This is a genomic window from Burkholderia sp. SIMBA_062, assembly GCF_046534765.1.
Taxonomy (GTDB): Bacteria; Pseudomonadota; Gammaproteobacteria; order Burkholderiales; family Burkholderiaceae; genus Burkholderia; species Burkholderia ambifaria.
The window spans coordinates 66,970-93,235 of sequence record NZ_JAWRYD010000031.1 but is presented as its reverse complement, the minus strand read 5'-3'; the positions used below and the strand labels follow the sequence as shown (position 1 = coordinate 93,235).

Sequence of the window (26,266 nt, the reverse complement as noted above, 5' to 3'; positions counted from 1 at the left end):
GCGCTTCACTTCATTCGCTGTGACCAGCTTATGGCGGGACTTGCACCCGCAGGAGTGCGCCCATGCTGGGCGCACAAACAAAAGCCCCGCCGAAGCGGGGCTCGTCGCATGCGGACGGCGCAATGCCGTCCGGTGCGGGGCTTACAGGCAGGCGCTGATGTCGCCGGCGGAAGCGGCGTCGCCACGCACGCCGACCCACGTCTTCGCGCCCGGCTGCCACGACGGGCGAATCATCGCGGCCGCGCCGTTCGGCGGTTGCTGGCCCGGTACGTAGACATCGGTCGCGAGACCGTTGGCGAGCACGTTCTGCGAGACGACCTGTTGCTGCGACTTGTCAGCCCAGGTCTTGGCGATGCATGCCGAGACGTCCTGAGCGGACTTCTGGCTTTGTCCCACATTCTGCGCGGCCGGATCGGCTGCATGTGCAGAAATTGCCACGGTCAATGCGATGAGCGGTAAGTATTTCATGTTCACGTTTTATCTCCCTCGAGTCGTGATTGATTGAGTGGGATGCGCAGCAGAACTGCGTCTCTGTGAGATTGCATCGGACCAACGCGGTTCCGGCGATTCCGAAACAAGTTGTTAACGCGCTTGCCAAACGGCGATCCGGATGCGTGCGTTCTGCGGCGCTGCGGCATACGTCGCGCGCGGCCCGCGTGGAGGCGGGGACGCGGCAACGACGTCATGCGTCGTGAGGTCGGCTCGCTGCCCGTGGTGTGGCGGATTGACGGCCGCGGCGTGCTGCATGTGTCTGCATGTCGCGCCGCGACGCTTCTTTATTGGATGACGAAGTGGAATGGCTGAATGGTGGCCCCGTCGCATGAGCACCATGATGACAAACTTTCGTCCGGTGAATTGTCAACGAAGTTCAAACGTGACGCGCCGTTTCGGACAACGTGCGATGGCGAAAAGAGCGATGCGCGGCTGGCGCACCGCAGCAAAGATCAGCCGGCCTTGCGGGCGCCGATATCGCGCAGGTTGACCGGCACGACCGGGCGGAAGCGCTCGCGTTTCTGTTCGTCGTCGAAGTGCTGAAGCGCAGGCTTGATCAGGTCGCTGCGCGACACGATCCCTGTGACGCGCAGCGATTGCGGATCGTCGACGACCGGCAGGCGTTCGAGACCGAGCATCGCGAGTCGCGATGCGACCACGCGGCAGGTCTCGTGCGCCTGCGCGACGGCCGGTGCGCGATCGGCGAACGCGCTCGCCAGCGATGCGTCGAGCCCGGCTTGCGCGCGGTGCACGTCGAGCGTCGCGCGATCGACGACGCCGAGCAGGCGGCCGTTCTGCACGACCGGGTAGGCACGGTGCGTCTGCTTCGCGCCGAAGTATTGCGACTCGACGGCGTCGAGCGGCGTGGCGCCGTCGATCGCGACGAGCGCGTCGGCGGACGTCATCACTTCAGCCACGTCGTGACGTTCGAGCGGATCGACGCCGTATTCGCGGTAGATGTGATAACCGCGGCGCGCGATCTTTTCCGTCATGATCGAGCGCTTCATCACGATGGTCGCGAAGCCGTGCGCGACCAGCGTCGCCGCGAGCAGCGGCAGCAGCGCGTTTGCATCGTGCGTGAGGCCGAACGCGAACACGATCGCGGTGAGCGGTGCGCCGAGCGTGGCGCCGAGTGTGGCGGCCATGCAGACGAGCGGCCACAGCGCCGGATCGCCGCCGGGCAGCACCGGCGACAGCACCGTGCCGAGGCCCGCGCCGAGCATCAACAGCGGAGCGAGCACGCCGCCGGACGTGCCGGAGCCGAGCGCGATCACCCACATCACGGCTTTCACGATCAACAGCGCGAGCGCGATCTTCAGCGCGATGTGCTGATGCAGCAGGTCGCCGATCACGTCATAGCCGACGCCGAGCGCGCGCGGCTCGAGCCAGCCGCCGATGCCGATCACGACCGCGCCGAGCGCCGGCCACCACATCCAGTGCACCGGCAGCTTCGCGAAGGCGTCCTCGACGCGGTACAGCGCGGCCGACAGGCCGCACGCGAGCATGCCCGACAGCAGGCCCGCGACGATGCACGACAGCAGCGCGACGGGCGTCGGCGATGCGGTGGTCAGCGCAAACAGCGGCTCGACGCCGAAGAACACCGCGCGTGCGAAACCGGCGACCGCACAGGCGAGCGCGACGGGCAGGAAACTGCGCGGACGCCATTCGAACAGCAACAGCTCGACCGCGAGCAGCACGGAGGCGACCGGCGTGCCGAACACGGCGGTCATGCCGGCGGCCGCGCCCGCGACGAGCAGCGTCTTGCGCTCGGCGGCGGTTACGTGCACGCATTGCGCGATCAGCGAGCCGAGCGCGCCGCCCGTCATGATGATCGGGCCTTCGGCGCCGAACGGGCCGCCGCTGCCGATCACGACACCCGACGACAGCGGCTTGAGGATCGCAACCTTCGGCGACATGCGGCTCTTGCCGAACAGGATCGCCTCGATCGCCTCGGGAATGCCATGGCCGCGGATTTTCTCCGACCCGAAGCGCGCCATCAGCCCGACGATCAGGCCGCCGATCACCGGCACGACGATCACCCATGCGCCGAGCGTATGGTTGGCGGGCGAACGGTCGGCGAACGAAAACTGCTGGAAGAAGAACAGGTTCGTGAACAGGTGAATCAGGCTCAACAGCACGAACGCCGCCAGCGTGCTGAGCAAGCCGATCCCGGCGGCGAGCAACGCGATCCTGGGCAGGCGTTCGTTGGTCGAGAAATCGCGTTTGTGTGGTGCGTTCATCGGCGTGAGGAAAGGTCGGTAAAGCTTGGGTCAGTAATCGATCTGCGGAACCTGGAACGCGCCCTTGAGCGATTTCAGCTCGGCGCGATGCATGGCCGCGAGGCGGGCGAGCAGCGTTTCGCCGGCCTCTTCGAGGTGCACTTCGACCTGCCGGCGGTCCGCTTCGCTCGTCTTGCGCTTCACGAGCCCGAGCGCCTCGCAGCGCGTCACCAGCGCGACGACGCCGTGATGCTGCGCCTGCAGGCGTTCGGCGATTTCCCCGATGGTTGCCCATTCACGGTGCGGGTAGCCTTTGATGTGCAGCAGCAGCAGGTATTGCAGCGGCGTCACGCCTTCGCTTTGCGCGGCGCGTTCGGAGAAGCGCTCGAAGCGGCGCATCTGGTAGCGGAATTCGGACAGTTGCTGGAAATCGCTTTTGGTCAGCGAGCGTCGGTTATCGGTCATTGCAGTCGGTCGGACAGGCAGTTTCGGTAGCGGGAATATATCACAACATGATATAAATGGCCGATTTTCGGCGGAATGACCCGCATTGCGCCGTGCGTCGGTGGCGTTCGTTCGGGTTACGCGGCTTCCCGCATCTGCGTTTGCCGGTACAGGCCCGTGACGAGATCGGTCTGCGTAATGATCCCGACGAGCCGGCGCGATGCGTCGACGACCGGGATGTGGTGGTGGCCCGAGTGCGTGAACAGCGGCACCAGCGCGGTGATCGGCATGGTCTGCGGCACGGCCGCGACGTCGCCGGTCATCACGGTGGCGACGCTCGGCGGCTGGGCGCCGAACGACTGCGGCAGCCGCGCGGACAGCCGTTGCCACAGCGGGGTCGGGCGGCGCATCTGGCGTGTGAGGTCGGCGCGCGTGACGATGCCGATCAAGCGATCGTCGCCGTCGACGACGGGCAGCGCCTTCACGCGATGGCGCTCGAGCAGCGTCAGCGCGGCCGCCACCGACGTGGACGGCGCGACTTCGATCGCATTCTTCGTCATCAGGTCGGCGCACGTGAGCTGGCCGAACGTGCGCGTATAGGCCTGCATCTCGGTTTCGCGCAGCAGCATTTCGAGGTCGTCCGGATCGACGTCGAGCCATTCGCTGCGACGCTTGAGCACCGCGTCGAGATCGGCGCGCGTGAAGCCGCCGCGTGCGGGCGCGGCGCTGCCGGCTTGCGGTTTCGCGTCGGGACGCACGCCGCCGTGCGGATAGCGATGGCCCGTCAGCGCGTGATACACGAGCGCGGCCGACAGCAGGATGCCCGATTGCAACGCGATCGGCTCGACCACGAAGCCGAAGCCGAGCGCATGGATCGCCGGGCCGCCGAGCACGGCCGTCAGCGCAACCGCGCCCGACGGCGGGTGCACGCAGCGCAGCGCGAACATGCCGCCGATCGCGAGGGCGACCGCGACCGCAGCGGCCGTGATCGGATCGGCGATCCATTGCGCGCACGCGACGCCGACGGTCGCCGCCACCAGATTGCCGCCGATGATCGACCACGGCTGCGCGAGCGGGCTCGCGGGCACTGCGAACAGCAGCACGGCCGATGCGCCCATCGGCGCGACGAGCAGCGGCACGAGGCCCGGCACGCCCGGCAGCAGCCGCATCGTGACGCCCACCGTCGCGATGCCGACGAGCGCGCCCGCGCACGAGCGCATGCGCTCGCGCCAGCCGAGCGTCATCGGATGGGGAATGAAGCTGTGCAGCCATTGGCGGCACGTGCGGCGCGACGGGGAGGAGCCTGACGACATGGTCGGTAAGCGGTAAAAATGGCGGCGCCAATGATCCGGCGCAAGAAAACCGCGATTATATCGCGTTGTGATACAAATTGTCGCGCCGCATCACCGCGGTGCATGCGCGCCGAGCGTGACGCTTGCAAGAACCTTTCATCGGATGAAAGCCTGAATGTCGCGCGATCGCGCAATTTTGCTTGCGGCGGCGTACAATTCCGGCCACCGAATTCCCCGATATGCCACAGCCACGCACGCGATGCCCGCTCTTCCGCCCGTTCCCCGGCATGGCGATCGCTTGCGCGGCGTTGGCGCGCACGCTCCGATTCCCGTCTGACGCGAGCGCCGCCGACGTTTCCCCACCGACACTCCCCAAGCCAATTCAATGGACATGCTCGAAAACATGCGCCTGTTCGTGCGCGTCGTCGAAGCCGGCAGTTTTACCGCGGTCGCGAAAGAAATCGACGCGACCACCGCGCAGGTGTCGCGCGCGGTTTCGAATCTCGAAGCCCACGTACAGACGCGCCTGCTGCATCGCACGACGCGGCATCTCGGCCTCACCGAAAGCGGCGAGCGCTACTTCGAGCGGGCGAAATCGATCCTCGCCGAAATCGACTACGCGAACGCCGAAGCGCGCAACGCGCTGCTGCGGCCGAGCGGCAAGATGCGCATCCATGCGATGACGGGGCTCGGGCAGAGTCATGTCGTGTCGTCGATCGTGCGCTATCAGGAAGACAACCCGGACGTGTCGGTCGAGTTGACGCTCGCGCAGCGGATGCCGAACCTCGTCGAGGAGGGCTACGACGTGTCGATCGTGACCGCGTCGCAATTGCCCGATTCCGGCTACGTCGCGCAGACCTGCGGCACGAGCTGCAGCGTGCTGGTCGCATCGCGCGACTACCTGGCGCGGCACGGCACGCCGAAGACGCCGGACGACTTGCCGAACCACGTGTGCCTGCGCCTCGATACGCCCGCGTCGCCGGCCAGCGAGTGGCGGCTCGAGCGCGGCGACGACGAGGAGACCGTCTACGAACTGCAGCCGGCACCGTTCCAGGTCAACGTGCCGGATGCGCTGTGCGTCGCGGTGCGGGCGGGGCGCGGCATCGCGTGCGTCGCGCTGTACACGGTGCTCGACGACCTTCGCGAAGGGCGGCTGATCCGCGTGCTGCCGGACTACCGGCTGCAGACGGTCAGCGTGTACGCCGTCTATGCGACGCGCCGCTATCTCGACGCGAAGATCCGCACCTTCCTCGACCATCTGCGCACGACGCTCACGCCCGCGCTGGAGAACGACCTGCGCGAACTCGACCGGCTCGCGCCCGAGCAGACGCCGGGCAAGCGTCAGCGCGCGTGACGTCGCGGACGTCGGTTCATTCGCCGGGCGGCGCCGCGCGTCAGGCGGCCGGCGTGATGCGAATCCTCTCGAAGCGGCCGGCGAGCCACACATAGGCGGCGATGCCGATCAGACCGTGCGCTGCGACGAACCACAGCGCACCCGCGAATGAACCGGTGTGCGCGACGAAGTAGCCGATTACGAGCGGCGTGACGATCCCCGCGATGTTGCCGAGGCCGTTGAACACGCCGCCGCTCAGGCCGACCATGCCTTCCGGCGCGGTATCGGCGAGCACGGCCCAGCCGACCGCCGCGAGCCCCTTGCCGAAGAACGCGATGGTCATCAGCGCGATCACGACGGCGTTCGACGACGCGCCGTTCGCGAGCACGAGCAGCGTCGCCATCGCCATCCCCACGACGAACGGCGTCTTGCGTGCGCGCGACGGATGCACGCCGCGCCGGATCAGCCAGTCCGACAGCACGCCGCCGAGCACGCCACCCGTGAAGCCGCACAGTGCCGGTAGCGCGGCGACCCAGCCGGCCTCCATGATCGTCATCCCGCGCCCCTTGATCAGGTAGATCGGGAACCACGTGATGAAGAAATAGGTGAGCGCCGTGATGCAGTACTGGCCGACATAGATCGCCCACAGGTTCCGATGGCGGAACAGCTGCGACGCGTCGTGCCACGATACGCGCGGCCGGTGCCGGATTCGGTTCGCCTCGAGATCGACGAGCGCGCCGTGCGCGCGCAGGTAGTCGCGCTCGGCGTCGCTCACGCGCGGATGGCCGTGCGGCTCGCGATACCACGCGAACCAGAGCGCGGACAGCGCGACGCCGAGCATCCCCATCCACAGGAACACGTGTTCCCAGCCGAGCGCATGCGTGAGCCATGCCATCGCGGGCGTGAACAGCACGACGGCCATGTACTGCGCGGAGTTGAACAGTGCCGAGGCGGTGCCGCGCTCGGCGGTCGGGAACCAGCACGCGACGATCCGCGAATTCGCCGGGAACGCCGGCGATTCGACGAGCCCGAGCATGAAGCGCATCGCGAACAGCGCGAGCGTCGCGGCCGCACCCTCGACGGCGAACCAGCCGACCGTGCCTTGCAGCATGGTGAACATCGACCACAGCAGCAGGCTCAGGCCGTACACGCGGCGCGCGCCGAAGCGGTCGAGCAGCCAGCCGCCCGGGATCTGGCCGATCGCATAGGCCCATGCGAACGCGGAAAAGACGATGCCCAGTTGCACGGGTGACAGCCCGAGGTCATGCGCGACGCCGGTGCCCGCGATCGACATCGTCGCGCGATCCGCGTAGTTGACGACGGTGACGGCGAAGATCAACGCGAGGATCGTGTAGCGGACGCGCCCGATCGTGCGCGATGAAGCGGATGAAGCGGATGAAGCGGTGACGGCCGCGCCGCCGCTGGGTCGATTGGGCATGCGAGTCTCCTGGCCTCCGTCGTGCGGAGGCGTTTCGTTTGGTGTGGTAGACGGGGGAACGCGCGTCGCTCAGCGCGTGACGCTGGTCGGCGGGCGCTGGCCCGCGAAGCACGCGGCGAGGTTGGCGAGCACGATTCGGCCCATGGCTTCGCGCGTCTCGTGCGTCGCGCTCGCACGGTGCGGCTGCACGACGACACGCTCGAGTTCGAGCAGCGCGGCCGGCACGTGCGGTTCGTCGACGAACACGTCGAGGCCCGCGCCGGCGATCGTGCCGTCCGCGAGCGCGCGCACCAGCGCGGCCTCGTCGACGAGCTTGCCGCGCGCGACATTGATCAGGAATCCTTGGTTGCCGAGCGCGGCGAGCACGTCGGCCGTGACGAGCACCTTGCCGTGATCGGCCGATGCCGCGAGCACGAGCACGTCGCTGTCGCGGGCGAGCGCGATCAGGTCGGGCACATAGCGGTAGCCGCTGTCGCGGTGTTCGCGCGGGCCGAAATAGCTGACCGGCATCCGGAACGCCTGCGCGCGCTGCGCGATCGCGCGGCCGACGCGGCCGAGGCCGACGATGCCGAGCCGCTTGCCCGTCACCTGGGTCGCCAGCGGCTGCGCGACCTTGCCCCAGCGGCTGGCGCGCACGATGCGTTCGCCGGCGCCGAGATCGCGCAGCGTCATCAGGATCAGCCCCATCGCCATGTCGGCGACGTCGTCGGTCAGCACGTCGGGCGTCGTCGTCACGTGAATGCCGCGTGCGCGGGCGCGGTCGAGATCGACCGCGTCGGTGCCGATGCCGCTGATCGCGATGATCTCCAGCGCGCTCAGCCGGTCCGTCAACGCGGCCGACAACCCGTTCGCGCCGCCCGTGACGACGCCGCGGATGCGCGACGCGACGCGATCGAGCAGCGCGTCGGGCTGGTCGGCCGCATACAGCCGATGCACCGCGTAGCGGGCGGACAGTTCGGCGTCGATGGCGTCGGGAAGCGGCTGGGTGAGCAGGATGTCGATGGTCATGAAGGTCTCGGTCGTCGTGCGCGGCGCGGGCCCCGCATCAGGTGCAACCGAGTATAGGAATCGGATCGATGTTGGTCTAACATCAAAAGACTATCGATTGATTCAAGATTTGAATGATTGAACTGAACCAGCTTCGCTGCTTCGTCGCCGTCGCCGAGGAACTGCATTTCGGGCGCGCGGCCAAGCGGCTTTTCATGACGCAGCCGCCGCTCAGCCGGCAGATCCAGTTGCTCGAGCACGCGCTCGGCATCGCGCTGCTCGAGCGCAGCAGCCGGCAGGTCAGGCTGACCGCGGCCGGCGAGCGCTTTCTGCGCGATGCGCGCCACATCCTCGAATTTTCCGCACGGGCCGAACAGGCCGCGCAGCGCGTCGCGCACGGCGGGGCCGGTCGCATCACGCTCGGCTTCACGGCGGTCAGCGCGTACCGGATGATTCCGGTGCTGCTCGCGCACGCGGCGCATGCGCTGCCGGACGTCGATGTCGAATTGCGCGAAATGGTGTCGACCGTGCAGATCGACGCGCTTGCGTCGCGCATGCTCGATGCGGGCTTCGTACGCCAGCGCGCCGCGCGCCATCCGCTCGAATACCGGCTCGTGCAGCGCGAGCCGATGCTCGTCGCGGTCGCGCAGGGAGCGCCGCTCGCCGCATACGAACGGATCGGCCCGGACGAGCTCGACCGGCAGCCGTTCATTGCGTATTCGCCGAACGAGGGGAAGTACTTCCACGACATGATCTCGGGGATGTTCGCGGGCGCCGGCCGCTTGCCGAACTACCTGCATTACGTCGGGCAGACGCATACGATCCTCGGCCTGGTGCGTGCGGGGCTTGGCGCCGCGCTGGTGCCGGCGTCGGCGCGCGAGCTGCATGTCGACGGCGTGGTGTTCCGGCCGCTCGCGGGCGTCGACGTGGCGGCCGAGCTGTATCTCGCCTGGCGCGCGGACAACGACAATCCGGCGCTGCCGGTGTTCAACGCGATGGTCGAGCGGTTTCTGACGGAAGGGGCGGACGGCGGCGGCGTTTAGCCAAAGGCAGTTGTCTGACGCCGCAACGAACTGGCGAACCCGAACCCGAACTTGGCCGGCCAGCATCGGGTGATGCCGGCCCGCTGGCCGTGCCGTGAAGCGGGGAAGGCGAAGCAGAGAAGGTAAAGCGACGCGCGGCCCGGCGGAAACGATCCGCCGGGCCGCGCGCATTGAGGTGTCAGTGAGTGATCGACAGGAACAGATAGGCCGCGAACAGCGACAGGTGCACGACGCCGTGCAGCACCGTCGTGCGCCCCTGGCTGAGCGTCAGCGTGCTGACGAGCAGCGTGAGCGCCAGCAGCACGGTTTCCATCGCGCCGATGCCGAGCGTGAGCGGCTGGCCGACCCAGATGAACACGGCCGCGACGGTCGGGATCGTGAGCCCGATGCTCGCGAGCGCCGAACCGAGCGCGAGGTTCATGCTCGTCTGCAGGCGGTTCGCGCGCGCAGCGGTGACGGCCGCGAGCCCTTCGGGCAGCAGCACGAGCGCGGCGATCACGATGCCCACCGCCGCTTCGGGCGCGCCGAGCTTCATCACCGCATGCTCGACGGCCGGCGACAGCAGCTTCGCGAGGAGCACGACCGCGACGAGGCTCGCGAACAGCAGCACGAGGCTGATCAGCGCGGTGCGGCCGGTCGGCGGCGCCGCGTGCACCGATTCGTTCGCACTGTCGTGCGCGGTGAGGAAGTAGTCGCGGTGACGCACGGTCTGCACGAATACGAATGCACCGTACAGCACGAGCGACGACACGCCGGCGAACGCAAGCTGCGATTTCGAAAAGAACGGGCCGGGCGCGGCGTTCAGGTAGTTCGGCATCACGAGCGACAGCACCGACAGCGACGCGAGCACCGCGAGCGCCTTGCTCGCCCCGCGCCCCTGGAAATCCTGCTCGCCGTGCTTCCACGCACCGACCAGCAGGCAGAGGCCGACGATGCCGTTGCAGATGATCATCACGGCGGCGAACACGGTGTCGCGCGCGAGGCCCGATTTCTCGGGCCCGGCGCCGAGCATCACCGACACGATCAGCGCGACTTCGATGACGGTCACGGCGACCGCGAGCACGAGCGTGCCGAACGGCTCGCCGACGCGGTGCGCGACGACTTCGGCATGGTGGACGGCGGCGAACACGGCGCCGGCGAGCGCGGCGGCCAACACTGCGATGACGAGGCCTTCGGCCGGCACGACGCGCGACAGCGCGAGTACCAGCCACGCGGCAAGCGGGGCCCAGAGGGTCCAGCGCGGGAGCTGGTTGGACGAGATCGGCATGGACGGTTTCCTATGCGAGTGGCGGCGCGCGACGCGCCGTCACGGATTGATGAAGCCCGGCCGGATAATCCGCCGAACGAGGACGATGATGCTGATGAGCGGCAGCGCGCAACGGCGCTGCCACGGGTTCGCCGCCATCAGGCGGCGAGGGCGCGGGCGGGCCGAAGCCCGTCGCTGGATGAAACGGTTCGATGCGACCGGGTGCCGATGACGGGGCGCGTGGACGTGCCGGCTGGCGGCCCTGCGGTTCGGAACCGGCCCCGAAAGGGCGGCGGGCGATGGGCGGCGGCGTGACACGCGGTTTCCCCCGAAATTCGGCGATTTGTCGAATTTTATCAGGCGTTCGGGGGTCGCTATCTCATATTCGAATGCTTTCATTGACCTTTCGGTTTACAAAAAGTGCCCCAATCGTTCGATTTTTTTTTTGCGGTTTCCGTAATGCTCTCTTGCATGACAAATTCGGGCTCGTCCTGACATAAATCTACCGACCGGTCGGTTTATAATCGCTCGCACTTCCACTTCAGTGACGGATCGCAAGCGATGGCTGGTTCTTCTGCACATTCGGTGAATTCGGGCGCGCTGGCGCCGTCGGCGGTCGTCGGCGTGATCGGCGCGGGCGCGATGGGCGCGGGCATCGCGCAGGTCGCGGCGGCGGCCGGCCATACCGTGCTGCTGTACGACTTGAACGACGCGGCGTGCGACAAGGCGCTCGCCGGCATCCGCGCGCAGTTCGCGCGCCTCGCGGAGAAGGGGCGGATGGAGCCGGCGCAAGCCGACGCGGCCGGCAACCGGATTCGCGCGGTGCGCGCGCTGGCCGAGTTCGCCGGCGCCGCGCTGATCGTCGAGGCGGCGGCCGAGCGTCTCGACGTGAAGCGCGAGATCTTCGCGACGCTGGAGCGCCATGTCGACGATACCTGCGTGCTGGCGACCAACACGTCGTCGATCTCGATCACGTCGATCGCGGCCGGGCTGCGCGCGCCGCAGCGCGTGGCCGGCCTGCATTTCTTCAATCCGGCGCCGCTGATGGCGCTCGTCGAGGTGGTCAGCGGCCTCGCGACCGCGCCGGAAGTCGCGCAGGCGCTGCATGCGACCGCCGCCGCATGGGGCAAGCAGCCCGTGATGGCGAAATCCACACCGGGCTTCATCGTGAACCGCGTCGCGCGGCCGTATTACGCGGAGGCGCTGCGCGTGCTGAACGAGCAGGGCGGCACGCCGGTCTCGATCGACGCGGTGATGCGCGAAGCCGGCGGCTTCCGCATGGGGCCGTTCGAGCTGATGGACTTGATCGGCCACGACGTGAACTTCGCGGTGACGGAGTCGGTGTTCCGCGCGTACTTCAACGATCCGCGCTACACGCCGTCGCTGATCCAGCAGGAAATGGTCAACGCGGGTTTCCTCGGGCGCAAGTCGGGGCGCGGTTTCTATGCGTATGCGGACGGCGCGACGCCGCCCGCGCCGGCGCTCGAAGCGCCGCGCGACGCGCCGGCCGACGTCGTGCTGTTCGCGCAGGACGGCCCGGCTGCCGCGCTGCATGCACGCTTGGCCGAACGCATCGCGGGCGCGCGGCGCGACGGCGCGCATGCCGACGAACTGCTCGCCGTGGCCGGCCGTGCGTCGATCGCGCTGACCGATGGCCGCACCGCGACGGTACGCGCCGCGCAAACCGGCGTGGCCGATCTCGTGCTCGTCGATCTCGCGCGCGATTACGCGCAGGCCGGGCTGGTCGCGCTGACGCGCGCGCTCCAGTGCGGCGACGCCGCCTACGCCGATGCGGTCGGCCTGTTCCAGCAAGCCGGGTTCCGCGTCGTCGGCGTCGCCGACGTGCCGGGCATGGTTGCGATGCGCACCGTCGCGATGCTCGCGAACGAGGCGGCCGACACGGTCAACCAGGGCGTGTGCTCGCCCGCCGATCTCGATCTCGCGATGGAGAAGGGCGTGAACTACCCGTGCGGCCCGCTCGCGTGGGCCGATGCGATCGGCATCGGCCGCGTGCATCGCGTGCTGTCGAACCTCGCGGCGAGCTACGGCGAGGATCGCTATCGCGTGTCGCCGCGCATCGCCGCGTTGCACGCGGCCGGCCGCACGTTTCGCTAGCCGGCGGCCCCATCACCCCGATCACGATAACGACATCACTCCATTGGAGGAGCACCCCGATGACTCACCCGACGCATCCCGCCGCCGCCCTCGATCCGATCGAGACCGCCAGCCGCGACGAACTGCAGGCGCTGCAGCTCGAGCGCCTCAAGTGGTCGCTGCGCCACGCGTACGACAACGTCCCGCACTATCGTCGGACGTTCGACACGGCGGGCGTGCACCCCGACGACCTGAAGACGCTCGCCGATCTCGCGAAATTCCCGTTCTCGACCAAGAACGACCTGCGCGACAACTATCCGTTCGGGCTGTTCGCGGTGCCGCGCGAGCAGGTCGTGCGCGTGCATGCGTCGAGCGGCACGACCGGCAAGCCGACGGTGGTCGGCTACACGGCGCGCGACATCGACACCTGGGCGAACGTGACCGCGCGCTCGATCCGCGCAGCCGGCGGCCGCCCGGGCGACACGCTGCACAACGCGTTCGGCTACGGGCTCTTCACGGGCGGCCTCGGGATTCACTATGGCGCGGAGCGGCTCGGCTGCATGGTCGTGCCGATGTCGGGCGGGCAGACCGAGAAGCAGGTGCAGCTGATCCGCGATTTCGAGCCGAAGATCATCCTCGTCACGCCGTCGTACATGCTGAACCTGATCGACGAGATGGTGCGGCAGGGGATGGACCCGGCCGCGTCGTCGTTGAAGATCGGCATCTTCGGCGCGGAGCCCTGGACGCAGGCGCTGCGCGAGGAAGTGGAAACGCGCGTGGGCATCGATGCGCTCGACATCTACGGGCTGTCGGAAGTGATGGGCCCCGACGTCGCGTGCGAATGCGTCGAGACGAAGGACGGCCCGGTGATCTGGGAAGACCACTTCTATCCGGAGATCATCGATCCCGTGACCGGTGAAGTGCTGCCGGACGGCAGCGAGGGCGAGCTCGTGTTCACGTCGCTGACGAAGGAAGCGATGCCGGTGATCCGCTACCGCACGCGCGACCTCACCGCACTGCTGCCGCCGACCGCGCGCGCGATGCGCCGGCTCGCGAAGATCACGGGCCGCTCCGACGACATGCTGATCGTGCGCGGCGTGAACGTGTTCCCGAGCCAGATCGAGGAAATCGTGGTCGCGCAGCCGAAGCTGTCGGGCCAGTTCCAGGTCACGCTCTCGCGCGACGGCCACATGGACCGGCTCGACCTCGCGGTCGAGCTGCGCTCCGAGGCCGTCGCATGCGTGACCGACGGCGAGCGCGCGGCGATTGCGCGCGAACTGCAGCACCGGATCAAGACGATGATCGGCGTGTCGGCCGGCGTGACGGTGCTCGCCGCGGGCGGCATTCCCGCGACCGCGACCGGCAAGGCCCGGCGCGTGATCGACCGGCGCCAGGCCGCCTGAGTTTCGTCGTTCCCTGTTCTACTCCGAGGAAACCTGTTCGATGGATGGATTGAAGACCCTGGCCGTTGCGGTCGATGCGCGCGGCATCGCGACCGTCGCGCTGCAGCGCGGCGACGTGCTCAACGCGTTCGACGAGACGATGATCGCCGAGCTGACCGACGCGTTCACGACGCTCGGCCGGCGCGACGACGTGCGCGCGATCGTGCTGCGCTCGGACGGCCGCGCGTTCTGCGCGGGCGCCGACCTGCAGTGGATGCAGCGCGCGAGCGCGAACGACGCGGCCGCGAACCTGCGCGACGCCGAGCGGTTCGCCGCGATGATGCGCGCGGTCCGGCAGTGCCCGAAGCCGACGGTCGCCCGCGTGCAGGGCCACGCGTTCGGCGGCGGCGTCGGCCTGTGCGCGGCCTGCGACATCGTGATCGCGAGCGATCATGCGCGCTTTTCGGTCAGCGAGGCACGGTTCGGGATCCTGCCGTCGGTGATCGGCCCGTATCTGGTCGAAGCGGTCGGCCAGCGCCAGGCGCGCCGGCTCGCGCTGACCGCGACGCAGCTCGCGGCCGGCGAAGCCGTCGCGATTGGGTTGATCCACCAGGCCGTGCCGCTCGACGCGCTCGACGCAGCACTCGACAAGACGCTCGCGGAACTGAGCCGCAACGGCCCCAACGCGCTGATGGAGATCAAGCGCTTCTTCGACGAGATCGGCGAGTATCCGCCGTCGGACGAACGCGCGGCGTTCACCGCGCAGACGATCTCGCGTGTGCGGGCCACGCCGGAAGCGAAGGAGGGCTTCGCCGCGTTCTTCGCGAAGCGGCCGCCGGCGTGGGAGCCGGGCACCGATTGAGGCGGTGGCGGGGGCCGCGGGGCCCGGGTCGCGAATTGCGTCTCGGGCGCGGGCGCTTGCTCTACAATGCGTGACCTCCGGCGCGCCGCCGGCCCCAGCCCTGTTCGTTTCCTCGCCCCCGATGATCGTCGACCGCCTTATCTCCGAGATCCTGTTCGGCTTTACCGGCCTGATCGGCATCATCAATCCGATCGGCATTGCGTTCCTGTTTCTCGAACGCACCGAGGCGCTGACCGAGCCCGAACGGAACCTGCTCGCGAAGAAGGTGGCGTTCAACGCATTCATCGTGTTGCTGGTCGCGTTCTTCGCGGGCACGCCGGTGCTGCATTTCTTCGGGATCTCGATGGAAGCGCTGCGGATCGGCGGCGGCTTCGCGGTCGCCGTCGCGGGCTGGCAGATGCTCAACGAGCCGGACGGCCCGGGCGGCGGCGACACGCCGGTCAAGCCGATCGACGCGAACGCGATCATGACCCGCGCATTCTTCCCGTTGACCGTGCCGCTGACGGTCGGCCCCGGTTCGATCGCCACCGCGATCGCGCTGAACGCGAACCGCACGCACAAGCTGTCGGAATTCATGCTGTCGAGCATCGTGTCGATCTCGGTCTCCGCGCTCGTCGCGGTCGTGATCTGGCTGACCTACAGCCGCGCCGCGCTGCTGTCGCGCTATCTCGGCATCGAAGGCACCAAGGTCGCGAAGCGCGTGTCCGCGTTCCTGCTGCTGTGCATCGGCGTGCAGATCATGCTGACCGGGTTCTCCGAGTTCCTGCGGCCGCTCGCCGATCAGATCAAGTAATCCGTTCTTTCGTCGACGTGTGACCCCGTCCGGCGCGTGCGTGCGGGCCACGGGTCGCGTCCGTCCTACCCAACTCCCAACTCGGCCCGTCCCCGCCCGAGCCTGCCGCGACGCGTTTGCGCGCCGCGGGATACCATGCGACGTCCGGCGGATGCACGCCCCGGCGTCCGTGCCCGGTGCACCGACGCGCGGCGCGCATCCGGCCGCAACCCCACTTCAATGACGAGGCGAGCGATGGAATACGTGAAATTCGGGTCGACCGGGATGGACGTGTCGAAGCTGGTGCTGGGCTGCATGACGTTCGGCGAGCCGTCGCGCGGCACGCATCCGTGGACACTGCCTGAAGCGGAAAGCCGCCCGATCCTCCAGCGCGCGATCGAGGCCGGCATCAATTTCTTCGATACCGCGAACATGTATTCGGACGGCACGTCGGAAGAGATCGTCGGCCGCGCGCTGCGCGACTTCGCGAAGCGCGACGACGTCGTGATCGCGACCAAGGTGTTCTACCGGATGCGGCCGGGGCCGAACGGCGCGGGGCTGTCGCGCAAGGCGATCATGACCGACATCGACCAGAGCCTGAAGCGGCTCGGCACCGACTACGTCGACCTGTACCAGATCCACCGCTGGGATTACGGCACGCCGATCGAGGAGACGCTCGAGGCGCTGCACGACGTCGTGAAGGCCGGCAAGGCGCGCTACATCGGCGCGCCGTCGATGTTCGCATGGCAGTTCGCGAAGGCCCTGCATACGTCGACGCAGAACGGCTGGACCCGCTTCGTCAGCATGCAGAACCACGTGAACCTGCTGTATCGCGAGGAGGAGCGGGAGATGCTGCCGCTGTGCGAGGCCGAGGGCATCGCGGTGATTCCGTGGAGCCCGCTCGCGCGCGGCCGTCTGACGCGCAATTGGGACGAGTCGTCCGAGCGGCAGCAGAGCGACGACGTCGGCCAGCGTCTCTATGATGCGACGGCCGATGCCGACCGCGCGATCGTCGAGGCCGTCGCGGCGATTGCCGCCGCGCGCAACGTGCCGCGTGCGCAGGTCGCGCTCGCGTGGGTCGCGCACAAGCGCGGCATCACCGCGCCGATCGTCGGCATCTCGAAGCCGCATCATCTGGACGATGCGCTCGGTGCATTGCAACTGAAGCTGACGGACGACGAAATCGCGGCGCTCGAAGGCCCGTACGTGCCGCACGCGGTGGCCGGTTTCAACTGATTTCAAGCTGGCGAAACCGGGCGAAACCGGCGCGTGCCGCCGCCGTACGCGCTGTTCAGCGCGCGGCGGCGAGCATCGGGTACGTGAACAGCCCGAAGTGGATCACGTTCAGCCCCGCATGCGCGAGCGCGGACGCGAGCAGCCCGCCGCGCCGCCATGCCAGGCCGTAACCGATGCCGGCCACCGTGCCGAGCACGATCCACTGCCAGCCGGCGGCCGCGTGCGCGGCGCCAAACAGCACCGCGCCGATCGCGAGCGCGACCCACGGCCCCCAGCCGAAGCGGCCGAGCACGCGCGTGAGCCCGCCTTGCACGTAGCCGCGGAACAGCGCTTCCTCGGCGAGCGTGACGAGCAGCACGTTGTTGGCGAGCCACATCCAGCCCGACGCCGGCCATTTCGGCGCCCAGCCGACCATCCCGAACGCGAGCGCGCCGGCCAGGCAGACCGCGGCCGTTGCGACGGCCGCCACGACACCGGTGCGCAGCGCGCGCGCCAGCGGGACGTCGGGCATGACCCACGGCAGCACCCACAGCAGCCACAGGCCGACCAGCGGCTTGTCGAAATTCAGGTACATCGTGAACGGCACGGCGTCCGGCGTGAAGCGCGTCGGCTCGATCACGCGCGGATTATGGAAGCCGGGAACCAGGTGCAGGCTCAGCGCGATCGCGAGCGCGGCAAACACGACGTGCGCGGCGATCCGCACCGCGAGCGGGCGGCCCGGCGCGACGCCCCAGGCGGCGGCCACGAGCAGCGCGAGCGGCGCGAGCACGATCGGAGAGAGCTTGCCGACCGCCAGCGCGCCGGCATAGCCGAGCGCCGCGATAGCGATGCTCGGGCGGTGCAGCGGGCGCAGCCACGCGAATGCGGCGGCAGCGAACAGTGCGAGGCAGATCGTGGAACACGGGAGAAGCGAAAGGGACATGGGGCGATGCATGGGTCGAACGAGACGCCGCGCATCATACCCCAGTAACCGTGACGTGGCGCCGGGCCGGCCGCGCCGGGTGGGGCCGGCGGTCAGCGGCCAGCGATCTCGGTGACGCCGTCGCGGGTCGGGATGTCGACGCTGTTGCGCTCGCGCATCCGCCGCCGGTACCAGAAGGTCCACAGCAGCAGCGTGCCGAATACCGTGTAACCCATGATCGGCGACACGACGAGCACGCGCTCGACAGGCCAGGTGACGACCATCCATAGCCGCACCAGCATTTCCAGCGTCATGCACGCGCCCCACACGAAGGTCATCAGCCGGAGCATCTGGCGCAGTCCCGGCTGCTCGGCCCACACCGTCTCGAAACGCGCGGCGCCGCCGGCCGTCTCGCGGGCGACCGTCGCGCGGGCGAGGTAGAAGATCAGCGGGCGATCGCGGAACAGCGAGAGCAGGAACACGACGCCGATCGTGCCGGACGCGAGCGATTCGCGCATCAGCAGCGTGCGCGCGCTGCCGCCGAGCGCCATGCCGGCGATCGACAGCGCGATGCCGAGCAGCACGACCGCGGCCACCGCGTCGACGCGGCGCGAGCGGATGAATTCGACGATGGACCAGACGATGGGTGGAATCGCGGACGCGTACAGCGCGCCGGTTTCGCCGAAATACGGATGCGCGACCCGGTATGCGACCCAGGGCAGCGCCAGGTTGACGAAGAGTTCGAGGATCAGGCCGGCTCGTCGTTTCACGGAAGCGGGCGCGCGGGTGGCGCGCGGGGCGGTGAGGTCGGTTCGAGTATATCGAAGTCGGACCCCGCGCGCCGCACCCGACGCCGTTGTGCACGCACCGACTCCGGGCAGGCTCGCGCGCCGGGCGGGCGGGCGGCGCGCCGCGCCAGGGCTGCCGACGGGCCGCTCGCGGCCGCCCGGCACCGCGTCCGGCCGTCACGCGGCGCTCATCGCCCGGTCGCGGGTTCGTCAGGCCGTCGCGGGCTGGACGATGATCTTCACGTTCCGGTCCTTGTGGTTGACCAGTTCCTCGAAGCCGTGCGTAACGATGTCGCCGAGCGTGATCCGCCCGGTGATCAGCGGCTGCACGTCGATGCGGCCGTCCGCGATGAAGCGGATCACGTCCGCGAATTCGCCGTTGTACGCGAGCGAGCCGATCACTTCCTTCTCGGTCGACACGATGTCGAAGAAGTTGAACGACGTCGGCTCCTCGAAGATGCCGACCATCACCGACTTGCCGGCCTTGCGGATCACGTCGATCGCGAGCTGCGCGGTGGCCGTGTGCCCGATGCACTCGAACGACACGTCGGCGCCGTAGCCACCCGTCAGCGCTTTGATTTCCGCGATCGCGTCCGACGCCTTCGGGTCGATCACGACCGTCGCGCCGACCTCCAGCGCCTTCTGCTTGCGCGCGGCCGACATTTCCAGCGCGATCACGCGCCCGGCGCCCGCGGCCTTCGCGCACATGATCGTGCACAGCCCGATCGTGCCGGCGCCGACCACGACGACGGTCTGGCCGACGATGTTGCCGGCCTTCTTCACCGCGTGCAGCCCGACCGCGAGCGGTTCGATCAGTGCGCCGGCCTCGGTCGGAAAGTGCTCGGGCAGCTTGTACAGCAGCTCGGCCGGCACGTTCACGTATTCGGCGAACGCGCCGTTGTTCATCAGCCCGGTGAACGCGAGGTTCTCGCAGATGTTGTACAGCCCGTGCCTGCAATACCAGCAGGTGCCGCAATGCTGGCACGCGTCGGCCGTCACGCGGTCGCCGGGCGCGAAACCCGTCACGCCCGCGCCCAGCGCCGCGATTTCGCCGCTGAACTCGTGGCCGAGGATGCACTGGCCCTTCAGGCCCGTCAGCGGGTGCGGCGCGTCGACCGGGATGAACACGGGCCCGGCGACGTATTCGTGCAGGTCGGAGCCGCAGATTCCGCACCAGTGCACGCGGATCTGGACCCAGCCGGCCGGCGGGTGCGCCGGAACGGGGACCTCTTCGACGCGGATGTCGTTGCGGCCGTGCCAGACGGCGGCCTTCATGGTGGGTGCGGTGTTCAGTGCCGGTGTGCTCACGTTGCTGTCTCCGTCAGGTTGTCGTCGGACGCGCGGCAAGCGGCCGGTGCGTCCGTCGCGCGATTGCGCGAGCGACCGATATGCAGGAACGGGGCCAGCTTGAATCGGCGTTTGCGGGACGAGCGAGCGGGGGCGGGAGTGTGCGGTGCAGCAGGGGGGTCTTGCGTTGGCGTCCGGCGATACCGCGTGAATCGCGCGCGAAATTTGCTGCGATGGCGATGGGTGGTTCCGGTGAGACGCCGGGACATTCGTCTCAGCCGTTTGAGACGAAATGCGAGACGCGCGGCTTGGGCAGGCTCGCCGTCGCGCGCCATGGTGCCGGCCCATTATGCCGATCTGTGCAACGCATCGTTGCGCACGTTCTCCTTTACTTGAAGTTAACTTCAATTTGTATCATCTGCGGCAGCCCGATCGCGCACGGTGCGCGGCCCGCTTCATCTTCACGGAATGTCGTCAAGCATGCCGAACTTCATCGAAAGCCTGATCTGCGAATACGTGTCGTATCACATGCTGGTCGACGACGAGCGGGACGTCATGCTGTCGACGGGCGACGATCGCGCACCGGTGCCGGAGACTGTCGCGCCCGATGTTTCTCCGTTGCGGCCGCAACTGTTTGTCACGGTCCTGGAGGCTGGCGACAACGGCTTGCTGGTGCGCTGGAGCGAAAGCGGGCGCTGCCATTACGGCGAGCAGCGCTGGCGCTTGCGCGTCGCATCGCAGGCGGGCCGCTGCGCGATCTCCGGGCAGCCGATCGAGCCGGGCGAGCCGGTGTACCGGCCGGTGCGGCGGCCGGTGCCCGTCAACGGCGACGAGATGATCCGCGCCGCGTCGGTGCCGGACGCGGCCGGCATCGTGCGTCACGTTGCGCCGGCCTGCGGCGAGGCGGCCGATCCGGTCGACGTCCTCGGCTGAACGCCGCCGGATGCACTTGCCCGTTTACTTGAGATCCTTCCGGTACTGGATGAACCCCGCGTTGTTCGCGAGCTTGTCGTACAGCGCGCGGGCGGTCGTGTTGGTTTCGTGCGTGAGCCAGTACACGCGGCTCGCACCGGCTTCGCGGGCCCGCTCGTACACGGCCTCGATCAGCGCGCCGCCGGCGCCTTGCCCGCGCGCGTCGGCCGCCGTGAACAGGTCCTGCAGGTAGCAGTACGGCCCGTCGGTCCAGCACGAGCGGTGGTAGATCGCGTGCACGATGCCGATCAACGCACCCGACGCGTCGAATGCGCCGAGCACGAACATCGGTTCGGCGGGATCCATCAGGCGTGCCCACGTCGTCGCGAACACGGCGTCGCTCAGCGCGGTCTCGTAGAACTTCTGATAACCCTGCCACAGCGGGCGCCACGCGGCTTCGTCGGCGGCGACGAGCGGCCGGACCGTGACGCGCGTCGCATCGTTCGCACGGCCGGCCGCGTCGCGGGCACGCGCGTGCGCGTGGCGGATCGCGACGAGCGACTCGCGCTGCGCGCCCGCGGCGTCGAAGTTCTCCGGCGCGAGCCACGCTTCGAACGCGGCGCGCACGGCCGGCCATTCGCCGTCGACGATCGAGAACCAGGCGGTGTCGCGATTGCGGCCCTTGTAGATGATCGCCTGCCGGAACGTGCCTTCGTAACGGAAGCCGAGCCGGGCGGCGGCCTTGCGCGACGGCGCGTTCAGGTCGTCGCACTTCCATTCGTAGCGTCGGTAGCCGAGCGTATCGAACGCGTACTTCATCAGCAGGTACTGCGCTTCGGTCGAAATCGGCGTGCGCTTGAGCAGCGGCGAGAACGTGACGAAGCCCACCTCGATCACGCCGTTGGCCGGGTCGATCCGCATCAGCGCGAGCGTGCCGACCGCGCGGTTCGTCGCGCGGTCGATCACCGTGTAGTGCAGCGGATCAGTGCTCGCCGCCGCGCCGCGCGCGTAGTCGCGGTAGCTCGACTCGTCGGCGTACGGACCGTGCGCGAGATAGGTCCAGTCGGCGCCGTCGGGCGCCTGCGCGTACGCGGCGTACAGGTCGGCGGCATGGCGGTCGGCGTCGAGCGGTTCGAGGCGGCAGTAGCGGCCTTCGAGCACGATGCGCTCCGGGCGCGGGCGCGCGGACCAGTCGGGAACGGGGCGGCCGATCGGCTGCTGGAAGTCGTTGGTGAGCGTGGACAAGGTCGATCTCGCTTCGGTTGGCGGCCGGCGACATGCCGGCATGCAGACGATCGTAGTCCCGGCGAGGTACCATGAGAAGCGCCAGACGACGGCAAATTTATGGTGCCACGGAGTGCCGCCGTGGCGCCACGTTGATGCCGTGATTGCGCCACGATGGCCGCGCCATGCACCGAGATCTCCACGCCGCCATACCCTGATGACCACAGTCCTTCCTTCCGGCACCGCGCCGCTATTGCCGCTCGACGCGCCGCTCGCGCGCACGGCCGGTGCGCCTTCCTTGCAGCGGCAATTGCTGCGCCGCGTGCGCGACGCGATTCTCGGCGGCGCGATGCCGGCCGGCACGCGGTTGCCCGGCACGCGCGCGCTGGCCGAGACGCTCGGCGTGTCGCGCAACACGACGGCGGCCGTCTACGAGCAGCTCGTCGCCGAAGGCTTCCTGCAATCCGATCGTCGCGGCACGCGCGTGGTGGGCCTGTCGCGGCCGGCGGCGCCGCGCCGGCGGGCCGCGGCGCCGGTCGTTGCGCAACGGCTCGGCCGGATGCGTCCGAGCCTGATCGGCACCGGCGAGTCGGACGCCTTTCGGCCGGGCGTGCCCGCGCTGTCGCATTTCCCGATCGATGCGTGGCGGCACGCGATCGACCGCGCGCTGCGCCGCACCGGCCGCGACCTGCTCGCGTACGGCGACCCGCTCGGCGAGCGCGCGCTGCGCGAGTCGATCGCGCGCCATCTGGCCGTGACGCGCGGCGTACGCTGCGATCCCGAGCAGATCGTGATCACCGAAGGCGCACAGGGCGCGATCGCGCTGTGCGCGCAGTTGCTGACGAATCCCGGCGATACGGTCTGGGTCGAGGAGCCCGGCTATCGCGGCGCACGCACCGCGATGCAGGCGGCCGATCTCGACGTCGTGCCGATGCCGGTCGACGCGGAGGGGCTGCGCGCGGAACACGCGGACTGGCGCGAACGGACGCCGCGGCTCGTCTATACGACGCCATCGAACCAGTTTCCGACCGGCGCGGTGCTGTCGATCTCGCGCCGGCTCGCGCTGATCGACGCCGCGCGCCGGCATCGCGCGTGGATCATCGAGGACGACTACGACAGCGAGTTTCGTCACACCGGCGAGCCGATCGGCGCGTTGCACGGGCTCGCGGCCGATTCGCCGGTCGTCTATCTCGGCTCGTTCAGCAAGACGATGTTTCCGGCGCTGCGGATCGGCTTTCTGGTGCTGCCCGACGCGCTGCTGGCCGCGGTGCGGCCGGCGCTGCCGGAGATGCTGCGCGGCGGCACGCGCCACGTGCAGCTCGCGCTTGCCGATTTCATCGAGTCGGGGGAGTACGGGCGGCATCTCGGGCGGATGCGCCGGCTGTATCGCGACCGGCGGCGCGCGCTGCTCGCCGCGCTGGACGACGCGTTCACCGTGCCGCATCAGGTCGAGGGCGGGCCGTGCGGGCTGCATCTGGCGCTGCGGCTGCCGGCGCGCTATCGCGACCGCGCGATCGTCGAAGCGGCGCGCGAGCATGGCATCGGGCCGTTTCCGCTGTCGGGGTTTTCGCTCCACGCGACGTCGGCGGCCAACGGGCTCGTGCTCGGGTTCGGCAATACGTCGGCCGATGCGTTCGCGCCGATGCTGCGGACCTTGTCGGCGATCGCGCATCGGGTCGCGGGGGATTGAACGACTGCGGCGCGGGCAGCGGGTGGTCGGCCGGCACAACGGTCGCGTGATGCCACTGGAAGCAGGGCAGCGACACGAGTTCCTGGTAGTCGGCGATCGCCTCGGTCGCGATCGCGAGAGGTGCGGATTGCCAAAAATCAGACCGCGGAGTCGAGCCGCAAGCGGCCTGCGGGCGGTGTGCCGGCCCGCGCGTGACGTGACGCCGCTTACCGCACGCGTTCCGCGCGAATGATCCGGCGGGCGGCCACCAGGCTCAACGCGAGCAACACCGCGACATACGCGACAACCGCGCCCCACGCGCCGTGTTGCCAGAACGTGCCGCCGGCCGAGCCCAGCACGCTCGACCCGAGGTAATAGGCCAGCAGATAGAGCGACGCGGCGTGCCCCTTCGCCGATCCGGCGAGGTGTCCGACCCAGCCGCTCGCGACCGCATGGGCGACGAAGAAGCCGATCGTGATCAGCACGATCCCGACGATGATCGCGACGAGCGAATGCGACAGCGTCAGCGCGAGGCCGGCCGCGAACACGAGAATGCCGCTGACGAGGACGGGTGCGCGCCCGAGCCGGTCGGCGAGGGCGCCCGCGCTCGACGAGGACACCATCCCGAACAGGTAGGCGCCGAAGATCAGCCCGCATGCGGTCGCGCTCAGGTTGAACGGCGCGGCCGTCAGCCGGAACCCGGCGTAGTTGTACACCGTCACGAACGAGCCCATCACGAGAAAGCCGATCGCGAACACGAACGGCAGTCGCGCGTGATGCAGTTGCGCGTTCCATAGCCGCAGGTGGTGGCGCAGCGTCAGGTCGGTTCGCTTCACGAAGCGTCGCGATTGCGGCAGCAGCATCACGAACGCGATCGCCGCGACGAGGTCGACGACGCCGATCGTCAGCATCGCGGTGCGCCACGAGAAGTACTCTTCGAGCGCGCTCATCCCGATCCGCCCGACCATGCCGCCGAACGCGGTGCCGCCGACATAGAGCCCCATCGACAGCCCGAGCCCGTCCGGCGCGATTTCCTCGGCAAGATAGGCCATCGCCACGGCCGGGACGCCGCCGAGCGCGAAACCTTCGAGCGCGCGCCAGATCAGCAGCAGGTTCCAGTTCGGCGAAAGCGCCGCCAGCACGTTGAACAGCGCGGCCAGCGTCATCGACGCGAACATCAGCCCGCGCCGCCCGACGCGTTCGGACAGCGCGCCGGCGCACAGGATCGAGACCGCCAGCATCCCGGTCGACAGCGACAGGGACAGCGAGCTCGACGCCGCGCCGATATGGAATTCGCGCGCGAACGCGGGCAGCAAGGGCTGGACGCAGTACAGCAGCGAGAAGGTCGAAAAGCCGGCCAGGAAGAGCGCCAGCGCGATGCGCTTGTAGGCCGCCGAGCGCGGCGACACGCCCACGGGCAGCGCATCCGGCGTGGCGTTCGGGATGCGGGTAGCGGCAGGCGGAATCGCGGGAGAAGACATGGTTTGCACCCGATTGGCCAGGGAATACCCCGAATTCTTGCGCACGCTCACACATATGTCCAATATATGAAAGAAACCGTAGCGATACGTTTTACGACTGCCCTGGAGGCGCGCGTCGCGCTTCCCCCACCCCGGGATCACCTCACGCATGGAACTTCGGCATCTCCGATACTTTCTGGCCGTGGCCGCCACGTCGAACTTCACGAAGGCCGCGGAAACGCTCGGCATGGGGCAGCCGCCGCTGAGCCAGCAGATCAAGGCGCTCGAGAGCGAACTCGGCGTGGAACTGTTCACGCGGACCGCGCGCGGCGCCGAACTGACCGTTGCCGGCGAGGTGTTCGCGGAAGAGGCGCGGCGCGTGCTCGACGACGCCGAGCGCGCGGCACGGGCGGCAAAACGGGCCGCGCGCGGGGAAATCGGGCAGCTTCGCGTCGGTTTTACCGGCACGGCCGCCTTCAATTCGAAAGTGGCCGACCTGATTCGCCGCTTTCGCGAAGCGTTTCCGGACACGGAGCTGACGTTGCAGGAGGCGACTTCCGGCGTGCTGCTCGAGGCGCTGGAAGACGGGCGGCTCGATGTCGCGATCGTGCGTCCCGAGCGGCGTATCGCCGATACGTTGCTGGCGGCGGACTGGGACGAGGAGCCGATGTTCGTCGCGTTGCCGGTCGGGCATCGGCTCGCGCAGCGGCGTCGGCTCGATCTCGCGGAGCTGGCCGACGAGGCGTTCGTGCAGGTGCCGCGCGAAGCCGGCAGCGCGCTGTTCGACGACATCGTCGCCGCGTGCAATGCGGCCGGGTTTCAACCGCGCATGGCGCAGCCCGCGCCGCAGATCACGTCGGCGGTGACGCTCGTCGCGGCCGGGCTCGGCGTGTCGATCGTGCCGAAGGCGATCACGCAGGTGCAGGTCGCGGGCGTCGTGTATCGGCCGGTCGCGGGCAACGGGTTGCGCGCGAGGCTCGCGATCGCGTCGCGACGCGATGATCCGTCGGCGGTGGTGCGCAATTTTCTGGCGCTTGCCTGGTAGTGCGGGACGGCGGTGCGCGATGACTGCGCGGGATCTATCGCGGCCGCGCGCATCGCATGCAATTTGCGGTGAATATTCCGATTGACGAACCGCGAAACTTGCCCGGAACGAACGCCGTGGCGGTTTTGCCGCCATTCGAC

Annotated in this window: 23 protein-coding genes and 1 pseudogene; 10 read left to right on the top strand and 14 right to left on the bottom strand. The window is 68.9% G+C overall.

Translation table 11 applies throughout. The features are described 5' to 3' along the window. Positions 1–141 precede the first annotated feature (141 nt). The 4 genes from SB786_RS27755 to SB786_RS27740 all read right to left on the bottom strand — a co-directional run bounded on the left by SB786_RS27755 (position 142) and on the right by SB786_RS27740 (position 4,468). Positions 142–468 (bottom strand): hypothetical protein, encoded by a 327-nt coding sequence (locus SB786_RS27755; protein WP_410730270.1) that lies wholly within the window; start codon positions 466–468, stop codon positions 142–144. 476 nt (positions 469–944) lie between these two features. After that, a complete protein-coding gene (locus tag SB786_RS27750) occupies positions 945–2,732 on the bottom strand; it encodes a chloride channel protein (RefSeq protein ID WP_410730269.1) in 1,788 nt (595 codons plus the stop codon). A 30-nt stretch (positions 2,733–2,762) separates the two neighbouring features. Next, a complete protein-coding gene (locus SB786_RS27745) occupies positions 2,763–3,176 on the bottom strand; it encodes a MarR family winged helix-turn-helix transcriptional regulator (RefSeq protein WP_006754165.1) in 414 nt (137 codons plus the stop codon). Between the two features lie 116 nt (positions 3,177–3,292). Continuing rightward, positions 3,293–4,468, bottom strand: coding sequence for an HPP family protein (locus SB786_RS27740; protein WP_410730268.1), 1,176 nt, complete (start codon positions 4,466–4,468; stop codon positions 3,293–3,295). 364 nt (positions 4,469–4,832) lie between these two features. On the opposite strand from SB786_RS27740, the gene SB786_RS27735 reads away from it, so the two are divergent. Further along, on the top strand, positions 4,833–5,801 hold the full coding sequence (locus SB786_RS27735; RefSeq protein WP_410730267.1) for a LysR family transcriptional regulator: 969 nt from the start codon (positions 4,833–4,835) through the stop codon (positions 5,799–5,801). Between the two features lie 40 nt (positions 5,802–5,841). Here the strand turns inward: SB786_RS27735 and SB786_RS27730 are convergent, their stop codons facing one another. Continuing rightward, on the bottom strand, positions 5,842–7,218 hold the full coding sequence (locus SB786_RS27730) for an MFS transporter (protein ID WP_410730266.1): 1,377 nt from the start codon (positions 7,216–7,218) through the stop codon (positions 5,842–5,844). Positions 7,219–7,287: 69 nt separating this feature from the next. After that, positions 7,288–8,226 carry a 2-hydroxyacid dehydrogenase gene (locus tag SB786_RS27725; RefSeq protein WP_410730265.1) on the bottom strand — a complete coding sequence of 313 codons (939 nt, stop codon included), beginning with the start codon at positions 8,224–8,226 and terminating at the stop codon, positions 7,288–7,290. Between the two features lie 113 nt (positions 8,227–8,339). Between SB786_RS27725 and SB786_RS27720 the strand changes: the two genes are divergently transcribed. Beyond that, positions 8,340–9,248, top strand: a complete 909-nt coding sequence (locus tag SB786_RS27720; RefSeq protein WP_212062312.1) for a LysR substrate-binding domain-containing protein — start codon at positions 8,340–8,342, stop codon at positions 9,246–9,248. 178 nt (positions 9,249–9,426) lie between these two features. Here the strand turns inward: SB786_RS27720 and SB786_RS27715 are convergent, their stop codons facing one another. Together SB786_RS27715 and SB786_RS27710 are read right to left on the bottom strand one after the other, a co-directional pair. Beyond that, positions 9,427–10,515 (bottom strand): calcium:proton antiporter, encoded by a 1,089-nt coding sequence (locus SB786_RS27715; RefSeq protein ID WP_126225514.1) that lies wholly within the window; start codon positions 10,513–10,515, stop codon positions 9,427–9,429. Between the two features lie 39 nt (positions 10,516–10,554). Next, entirely contained in the window at positions 10,555–10,893 is a 339-nt protein-coding gene (locus SB786_RS27710) for a hypothetical protein (RefSeq protein ID WP_410730264.1), read from the bottom strand. 162 nt (positions 10,894–11,055) lie between these two features. On the opposite strand from SB786_RS27710, the gene SB786_RS27705 reads away from it, so the two are divergent. From SB786_RS27705 to SB786_RS27685, 5 genes are all read left to right on the top strand, one after another. Continuing rightward, entirely contained in the window at positions 11,056–12,609 is a 1,554-nt protein-coding gene (locus SB786_RS27705) for a 3-hydroxyacyl-CoA dehydrogenase (RefSeq protein ID WP_410730263.1), read from the top strand. A 59-nt stretch (positions 12,610–12,668) separates the two neighbouring features. Next, positions 12,669–13,991: a phenylacetate--CoA ligase PaaK gene (gene paaK, locus SB786_RS27700; RefSeq protein ID WP_410730262.1), complete on the top strand. Its 1,323-nt coding sequence runs from the start codon at positions 12,669–12,671 to the stop codon at positions 13,989–13,991. A 40-nt stretch (positions 13,992–14,031) separates the two neighbouring features. Beyond that, positions 14,032–14,832 carry an enoyl-CoA hydratase-related protein gene (locus tag SB786_RS27695; protein ID WP_410730261.1) on the top strand — a complete coding sequence of 267 codons (801 nt, stop codon included), beginning with the start codon at positions 14,032–14,034 and terminating at the stop codon, positions 14,830–14,832. 121 nt (positions 14,833–14,953) lie between these two features. Next, complete coding sequence (locus tag SB786_RS27690) at positions 14,954–15,625, top strand: MarC family protein (protein WP_410730260.1); 672 nt, start codon at positions 14,954–14,956, stop codon at positions 15,623–15,625. 234 nt (positions 15,626–15,859) lie between these two features. Then, positions 15,860–16,840: an aldo/keto reductase gene (locus SB786_RS27685; protein ID WP_410730259.1), complete on the top strand. Its 981-nt coding sequence runs from the start codon at positions 15,860–15,862 to the stop codon at positions 16,838–16,840. 55 nt (positions 16,841–16,895) lie between these two features. Here the strand turns inward: SB786_RS27685 and SB786_RS27680 are convergent, their stop codons facing one another. The 3 genes from SB786_RS27680 to SB786_RS27670 form a co-directional block, all read right to left on the bottom strand. Beyond that, positions 16,896–17,762 carry a CPBP family intramembrane glutamic endopeptidase gene (locus tag SB786_RS27680; protein ID WP_410730258.1) on the bottom strand — a complete coding sequence of 289 codons (867 nt, stop codon included), beginning with the start codon at positions 17,760–17,762 and terminating at the stop codon, positions 16,896–16,898. A gap of 92 nt (positions 17,763–17,854) precedes the next feature. Further along, positions 17,855–18,511 (bottom strand): VC0807 family protein, encoded by a 657-nt coding sequence (locus tag SB786_RS27675; RefSeq protein ID WP_410730257.1) that lies wholly within the window; start codon positions 18,509–18,511, stop codon positions 17,855–17,857. Between the two features lie 228 nt (positions 18,512–18,739). Continuing rightward, positions 18,740–19,804: a 2,3-butanediol dehydrogenase gene (locus SB786_RS27670; RefSeq protein ID WP_410730275.1), complete on the bottom strand. Its 1,065-nt coding sequence runs from the start codon at positions 19,802–19,804 to the stop codon at positions 18,740–18,742. Between the two features lie 492 nt (positions 19,805–20,296). Here SB786_RS27670 and SB786_RS27665 point away from each other — a divergent pair, with 492 nt between their 5' ends. Next, positions 20,297–20,749 (top strand): DUF3331 domain-containing protein, encoded by a 453-nt coding sequence (locus SB786_RS27665; RefSeq protein ID WP_410730256.1) that lies wholly within the window; start codon positions 20,297–20,299, stop codon positions 20,747–20,749. 24 nt (positions 20,750–20,773) lie between these two features. On the opposite strand, the gene SB786_RS27660 is transcribed toward SB786_RS27665, so the two are convergent. After that, on the bottom strand, positions 20,774–21,973 hold the full coding sequence (locus tag SB786_RS27660; protein WP_410730255.1) for a GNAT family N-acetyltransferase: 1,200 nt from the start codon (positions 21,971–21,973) through the stop codon (positions 20,774–20,776). A gap of 196 nt (positions 21,974–22,169) precedes the next feature. Between SB786_RS27660 and SB786_RS27655 the strand changes: the two genes are divergently transcribed. Continuing rightward, entirely contained in the window at positions 22,170–23,642 is a 1,473-nt protein-coding gene (locus tag SB786_RS27655; RefSeq protein ID WP_410730254.1) for a PLP-dependent aminotransferase family protein, read from the top strand. Positions 23,643–23,658: 16 nt separating this feature from the next. On the opposite strand, the pseudogene SB786_RS27650 reads toward SB786_RS27655, so the two are convergent. Continuing rightward, a pseudogene (locus SB786_RS27650) lies at positions 23,659–23,766 on the bottom strand (transcriptional regulator); the annotation flags it as partial. Between the two features lie 82 nt (positions 23,767–23,848). Beyond that, positions 23,849–25,102: an MFS transporter gene (locus SB786_RS27645; protein ID WP_410730253.1), complete on the bottom strand. Its 1,254-nt coding sequence runs from the start codon at positions 25,100–25,102 to the stop codon at positions 23,849–23,851. 148 nt (positions 25,103–25,250) lie between these two features. Between SB786_RS27645 and SB786_RS27640 the strand changes: the two genes are divergently transcribed. Then, complete coding sequence (locus tag SB786_RS27640) at positions 25,251–26,126, top strand: LysR family transcriptional regulator (RefSeq protein ID WP_410730252.1); 876 nt, start codon at positions 25,251–25,253, stop codon at positions 26,124–26,126. Positions 26,127–26,266 lie beyond the last annotated feature (140 nt).